Annotated in this window: 4 protein-coding genes and 3 pseudogenes; 5 read left to right on the top strand and 2 right to left on the bottom strand. The window is 37.9% G+C overall.

Features of this window, described 5'->3' with window-relative positions; all coding sequences use genetic code 11:
• The first annotated feature begins 64 nt into the window (after positions 1-64).
• The 4 genes and pseudogenes from tnpA to H344_RS22450 all read left to right on the top strand — a co-directional run bounded on the left by tnpA (position 65) and on the right by H344_RS22450 (position 3,279).
• Complete coding sequence (gene tnpA, locus H344_RS0116340; protein ID WP_026811262.1) at positions 65-349, top strand: IS66 family insertion sequence element accessory protein TnpA; 285 nt, start codon at positions 65-67, stop codon at positions 347-349.
• Between the two features lie 2 nt (positions 350-351).
• Positions 352-726: an IS66 family insertion sequence element accessory protein TnpB gene (gene tnpB / locus H344_RS20655; protein ID WP_051254378.1), complete on the top strand. Its 375-nt coding sequence runs from the start codon at positions 352-354 to the stop codon at positions 724-726.
• Positions 727-764: 38 nt separating this feature from the next.
• Entirely contained in the window at positions 765-2,414 is a 1,650-nt protein-coding gene (gene tnpC, locus H344_RS0116350) for an IS66 family transposase (protein ID WP_026811263.1), read from the top strand.
• Positions 2,415-2,490: 76 nt separating this feature from the next.
• Positions 2,491-3,279 (top strand): annotated as a pseudogene (locus H344_RS22450) (DUF5677 domain-containing protein).
• Positions 3,280-3,572: 293 nt separating this feature from the next.
• Here H344_RS22450 and H344_RS22475 read toward each other — a convergent pair.
• Positions 3,573-3,866: pseudogene (locus tag H344_RS22475) on the bottom strand (transposase); the annotation flags it as partial.
• An 810-nt stretch (positions 3,867-4,676) separates the two neighbouring features.
• Between H344_RS22475 and H344_RS0116365 the strand changes: the two are divergent.
• On the top strand, positions 4,677-5,993 hold the full coding sequence (locus tag H344_RS0116365) for a hypothetical protein (protein ID WP_157378358.1): 1,317 nt from the start codon (positions 4,677-4,679) through the stop codon (positions 5,991-5,993).
• Positions 5,994-6,409: 416 nt separating this feature from the next.
• On the opposite strand, the pseudogene H344_RS22030 reads toward H344_RS0116365, so the two are convergent.
• Positions 6,410-6,643: pseudogene (locus H344_RS22030) on the bottom strand (IS110 family transposase); the annotation flags it as partial.

Here is a 6,643-nt window from a genome sequence, read left to right on the forward strand (position 1 = left end):
GTATTCAGTCGGTAAAGTACATCTTTTGACAATCTCGGATAAGTTCTAGCTTGCCATCAAAAAAATGGATAAGCAAACCTTTATGTTTGGTTTAATCGAGGAATGGGAAGTTAGCGGACTCAGTAAAAAGGCGTTCTGCAATAATAAAGGAATAAACCCCAGTAAGTTTTACTATTGGATTAAGATATGGAAAAATGCTAAGGAAGAAGTTCCTGATGGATTTGCAGCTATCACTTGTAGGAAACCTGAAACCTTCTATGCTCAATATCGTCTTAAATATCCCAATGGTGTGGAGTTGGAGGTCTCCGATATTGGATTGAACGAATTAGCTGCACTAATAAACCTGTAACTATGTTTAGTCTAAGTTCTTCCCATCGATTTTACCTATATAAACAGCCCTGTGATATGAGAAAGGGTTTTCAAGGTTTATCTGGACTGGTCACCGGTAAAATGGAAAAAGACCCTATCAGTGGCGATGTATTTATTTTCATCAATCGCCGGGCCACCCATATCAAACTTCTGCACTGGGAATCCGGGGGCTTTGTCATTTATTATAAGCGTCTTGAAAAAGGAACTTTTTCGCTTCCTAAAGTGCTCGAATCAGGAACGGTAAGTTGGAGCCAGTTGGTAATGATGATCGAAGGGATCAAGGCGGAAAAGCTACGCCACCTCTCCAGGTACAATCCTCCCAGCCCCATTGATTTTATTGACAAAAATACGAAATAATGGTTGCGAGAAACTAAGGGAATCCGTATCTTTAAGCTATGGAAAAAGCCCTTGAAACCCTCTCAAAACAACAGTTGTTGGCTCTAGTAAAAGAGCAATCAAAAGAGGTGGCTTTCCATAAAAAAGAACTTCAAGAATCTCAGCAAGAATTAAAGCTACAAGAGAAGGAATTACAACAAAAGGCCAAGGAATTAAAGAAAAAAGACAAAGAACTCGTCCGGACAGAAGAGCATCTGCGCAAATATTTAAGTAAATCCGGAGTTCTGGAAGAAAAAGTAGCCTATCTAGAGAGCCAGCTAGAGATGTTCCGACGAATGCAGTTTGGACAAAAACGGGAGCGATTTGAAAACAGGGACCAGTTGGCCCTGCCTTTTGAAACCTCTAGCCAGGAGCTTGAAAAAAGAGAAGAGGCTTTTACCGAAAAAATCACCTACCAACGCAAGAAGAAAAATGTCAATCATAAAGGCCGTCAGCCATTACCGGACCATCTTCCGGTGGAGGAAGTAGAGATCTACCCTGAAGGAGATATCTCCCAGATGAAATGTATCGGTAAGGAAGAGACCGATGAACTGGAATATGAGCCTGCACGCTTTTTTATTCGCAGATACATCCGGTATAAATACGCTCACAAATCCGGAGAAGGCGTGAGTATCGGGGAACTTCCCGAGCGGGTAATCGAAAAGGGTATTCCCGGATCCGGACTGATAACTTCCATCATCGTTGATAAATATTGTGATCATATGCCGCTCTACCGGATTGGTCAGCGCTTTAAAAGAGAAAAAGTCCCTATACCGCCTTCTACGATAAATGGATGGTGTGCCAGGGGAATCGATAGGATTGTGCCGCTCTTTGAGGAGTTGGTGGCAGATGTAAAATCTCAAGGATACTTGCAGGTTGATGAAACGACGATAAAGGTGTTGGATGAGGGAAAAAAAGGAAAAACCCATAAAGGCTATTATTGGGTGTATCACAGCCCGATCGATGGAAATGTAGTCTTTGACTACCAGCCTACCCGTGGCCAGGAGGCACCTGTGCATATGCTCAAGGGGTTTAAAGGTTATCTTCAGACCGATGGGTATGCCGTCTATGAACACTATGCCAAGGAAGATGGGATAACTCACCTGGCCTGTTGGGCACACGCAAGGCGTTATCATGAGAAGTCCTTAAACAATGATCCCAAACGAGCCAAGCATGTCCTAAGAGAAATCCAAAAGTTATATGCCATTGAGAGAACAATTAAAGAAGCTAACCTTAGTCCAGATCAAATTAAGGAGGTTCGACTCAAAGAAGCACTACCGATAATTAATGAGCTGGGTAAATGGATGACCCAGCAGCTTGTTCATACCTTGCCCCAAAGTCTCATAGGACAGGCACTGGCCTATAGCGTCTCCAGGTGGGATGCACTGTGCGCTTACCTCTATGATGGCAATTTACTTATTGATAATAACCAGATTGAGAACAAAATTCGGCCAGTGGCTATTGGGAGAAAAAATTACTTGTTTGCTGGATCCCATAAGGCGGCCCAAAGAGCTGCGGTAATCTATTCCTTCTTTGCTATTTGCAAAAAGCACGCAGTCAATCCATACGAGTGGTTAAAATATGTTTTAGAGAATATTATGACCATTAAGTATAACGATATTAAAAATCTCTACCCACAAAATTATAAGAAATTACAGCTGAACAAATAGGCAAAGAATCCGCTTACTAAATTATCTCCATTATACAATGGGGTACTTAGCCGACTGGATACTGTGCAATTTGATTATGGAAGAAAAAGGTTTAAATATTACTAGTTGCATAAATAATTACGTTGAAAACGTGAGGAGTTCCCTAAAAATAAGGTGGAATAATTGGGATAAAAACTTAATAGAAAACAGTACTTATGAAGTAATTGGTGGAATTTTGGCTAGACAATGTTCTCTAGCAATTCAGTTATCAACGAATTTACAAATGTGGAACGAAGAAATTGCACCTATTATCTTGAGAACAATGGCTGATAACCATATTAATCTAGCGTGGATATTAGTAAATCCTAAAGAGCATTCTGAAAAATTTATTATTCACGGTCTTGGTCAACTAAAACTTGACCTTGAACACAGAAAAAATAATTTGGACGAAACTATGAAAGGAGAAATAGAGGAATATATTGAACGTGAAGAACAGTTCATTAATTCTCAAAAATACACTTTCCTAACAAAGGTAAATCTTGGAAGTTGGTCTGGGTAAAATACACGCAAAATGGCTGAAGAAGCAGGAATAATTGATTTTTATAATTACGTTTATCAACCATTTAGTAATTGCACACATAGTACTTGGGCTCATATTTCAAAGTATAATACGGATGTAAGTAAAAACCCTTTACATAAGTTTTTTAGACATCCGATAATCATCGATTTCGAACCACATATTAGCTATTTAAATTTAGCTGGTAAATATCTGGATAAGTCGATGAGAGAGTTTGATAGAGTTTTTAAATTAAATATAAATGAAGATTCAGCTTTTGATATTCTTTTAAAAGAATTGAACGAGTTATCATCGGAAAAAAATAACTAGGCACAACAACTAAGTCTTCGTGTGGTCGGTACTGCCTGGCCCGAAATTAGGTGAGGGAGCCAAACATGAAGACCGTGTTGACTAAACCGGGTCAGGTTGTCCCTTTCTATGGGGATTGCTATGGTTTAAATGAGTTTTATAGATGGATATCGAAGTCCTGTCGGGGCCATAAGGTTATTAATAATCACTTTCCCTTGTCCGCCTAGGTTCCTTTATGATATTTCTGTACCCTTTTTCCTGGCTAGGACGATCTTTTCTTGCCCGTTATTTTGATCTTGGCCATGGGCATCCCCTTACGCTTTTTGGGGCGTTGTGCTGGGGGCATATTTTTTCATTGTGTCGGACCATGCTTTGGGCGGGCCGCGGCTATTGAATACCGCCACGGTCACCATAATCCCGATCTGGCAGTAAGGACATCAGAGATGTTTCAAGGGAGGTCGTTCATGGTTCACCGGTCTGCTCAGGACTTGTTTCAGTAGAGGGAGCAACTCCTTTTTCTTGGAACTGCTCAGGATTCCATAATGGCGTATGCGCACGAATCCCTTGGACAGGATGTGCAGGGCAAACCTGCGTATGAACTCGGGATCGTTTAAACGGAGTAGCCCCTTTCTGACGGCCCCTGCTGGTGCGAGCGTCACGCTCGTACTAAAGCAATAAAACCTAAGCACTCTATACAGTGCGATTGCCGTGACCAAGACTGGTATACAGCGAATTATATTTCTAACAGAATATCTTTAAAATATCTATACCGTTTCCAAACGTCTCGGACACCGTTAAATAAAAATGCCGGAGATCTATGCTAAAATCATAGACAAGAAAATGAAGGAAGCCGCGAACTTACTCCCTAAGTTGAATTTGGATTTGTTATAGTTTAGGGTTAGACGGTAATTAGACAACCTATTGAAAAATATTTTATATTAGATACTTTTAAAAATTGAGGTATAGTAACCTGTTATTATACCAATATGTTAGCAAACATTTTGGGTAAGTAGAAAAGCTTGGTCTTAATCTATAGTTCCGGGTGTAAAAACTCGGATGGAGTATTAACCCCTCACTCATGTTCAAATGGATTTTAGCTCGATTCGGAGGGCTACGGAGTGGTTTGCAAGACTTTCTTACTCAGACGCACTCAATACGCACCCAGAAAGCTAGCTTTTACTCGGACGCAAAATAAAACGATTTGCTAACAGTACCTATAAGTAATCCAGGCTCTAGTGTTTTATTCTGAGTTTTTCTATATTTATGAGGGCGCCAAATCTGTTTGATTTGGCATTTGAAATTTACAAAATAAACACAAACAAATTGCTTTGGCTTGGTGCTAGCAGGAATGGACAATGCTTCTCTGCTCCCGCACTACTCATAGCTGGGCCGTTACAAGCATGCACAAAAAACAGAATTTGAAAAAAAAGATTGAAAATAAGGTTTTTAACTTCTTCATTGATTCAAATGATTTTAATGGTATTCCTTTGCGTCAGATATCAGAAGAATTTGATATTAAATACTCTGAATCAATTGAAATCATAAAAGAGTTGGTTAAAGAGGATATTATTTCAATACAATCGAGTACAAATCCACATATAATTGGTTTTCAACACTATCCAATAGAAATACAATTAAAAATTCTTGAACAAGCAAAAATGGATAAAGTTTCTCATAAAAAATATGGTGAAGTAACTATAGCTTTTGAAAGCTCCGAATTTCCAATTTGTCTGTATCCATCTAATAACTACCTTAAAGCTAATAGACAATTAGAAGAATTTAACAATGAATTATATACCAAACAATTAGCTCTTGGAGAACCACATTTAAAACCAATTTTCTTTGAAATAGAAGTCTTAGAAAGATACGCTAATGACCCAAGATTCGATTTTAAATTTGAAGATTATTCTGGGCAAATTTCCTGTAAATATGATGAATACGATAAACCAATCGTTAGAAAAGAAGACCAAATATTTGTAAAAACATTTGGTCTAGGATTTGACTCACAAAATAACAGATTAGCAGTAGTATATTTGAGATACTTAAAAGAGTTAACTGAAGAACATCAAGTTTTCTGGAAAAGTAAAGAGACAAGAGAACCCGATTGTAAGATTCTTAAGGAGTATCACGAAAACACAATACAAGGAAATTGGACTTTTTCATACTCAATATTCAGTGCTTTCATTGGGGAGTTAAATTGTTTAAATGAATTATGCTTATTGATATTTGATAAACAGATTTTTCGAAAAAGTTACGATAACGAAAATCGACCACGAGAATTTACTTTCTTCTTTACTCCTACATTAAAAAATTATAATGACTTTGTTCTACTTCTAGACAAAATGCTATCTGATAACATTAATAAAGATTTTTTCAAAGGAGAGATTGAATTATTTGAACTAAATGAAATTGAAGATGGATTAGTCGAAAAAAAACATAAAGGAACTATAAGATTATTCGAAGAGTGGTTATTAAAAGTCTATAACGTTGCTGACGAAACAATAATAAAAGACCTTTTTAAACCTTTAAAAAAAATAAGACGTGAAAGACAGAACCCTGCTCATAGGATTAGTGAAAATGTTTATGACAAAAGGTATATTGAAAAACAAAAAGAAATGACTAGTGATGCATATTCGTCAATCAGAGCTTTTAGAACAATTTTTCAACAGCATCCAAAAGCAAAAGGTTATGAAGTCCCTGATTGGTTAGATAATGGAGAAGTCAAGACGTTTTAAAGAAAAGCCTGCTTATAATTGAGTAGACGGGTCCGCCCCTAAATAGAAACGGACTGCGCCTCTCAAATGCCAACGCATTCACGAATACTTTATTTCCAAAATAAAATGCATGAGTACACCACAGTACCCTTCGTCTACGATCAGGGCAGGCCAATTGGGTTTTTTACGCCTTAATGACACGGGCAGGCCAGGCTATCTAATTCGGGTAAATATACGGCGGTTCAATAATAAAACTTAACGTTTGTAGTACTCAATTAAACTAACATAACCTTTCCTCTTTAACCGTTTTACGGTGATCGTAGTTCGCAGTATTGGGCTTTGGGCTGCTCTACATAAGGGACCTGTGTATTCGTTAGGCGAGCCCGCCTGTATTCTATGATTAAAAAAAGGATATCTACTTTAATTTATCAACAATCCTAAGCTGCATATTTCATAAGATTAATATAGGGTTCATTTCGCGTAATAACTGCAAACATTCTGGACACTAATTTGTTTCTAATAATATTGATTGTGCTCATCTTGTTTTTTCCTTCCTCCAGTCTCCTCTGGTAATATGCTTTCATTTCCGGATTATGCTGTAAGGCCGATTTTGCACATAGATCAAGTAGGCTCTTTATTTTCTTGTTGGCTAGGTTACTAACCTTTGTCCT

This window comes from Arenibacter latericius DSM 15913, from assembly GCF_000424985.1.
Taxonomy (GTDB): domain Bacteria; phylum Bacteroidota; class Bacteroidia; order Flavobacteriales; family Flavobacteriaceae; genus Arenibacter; species Arenibacter latericius.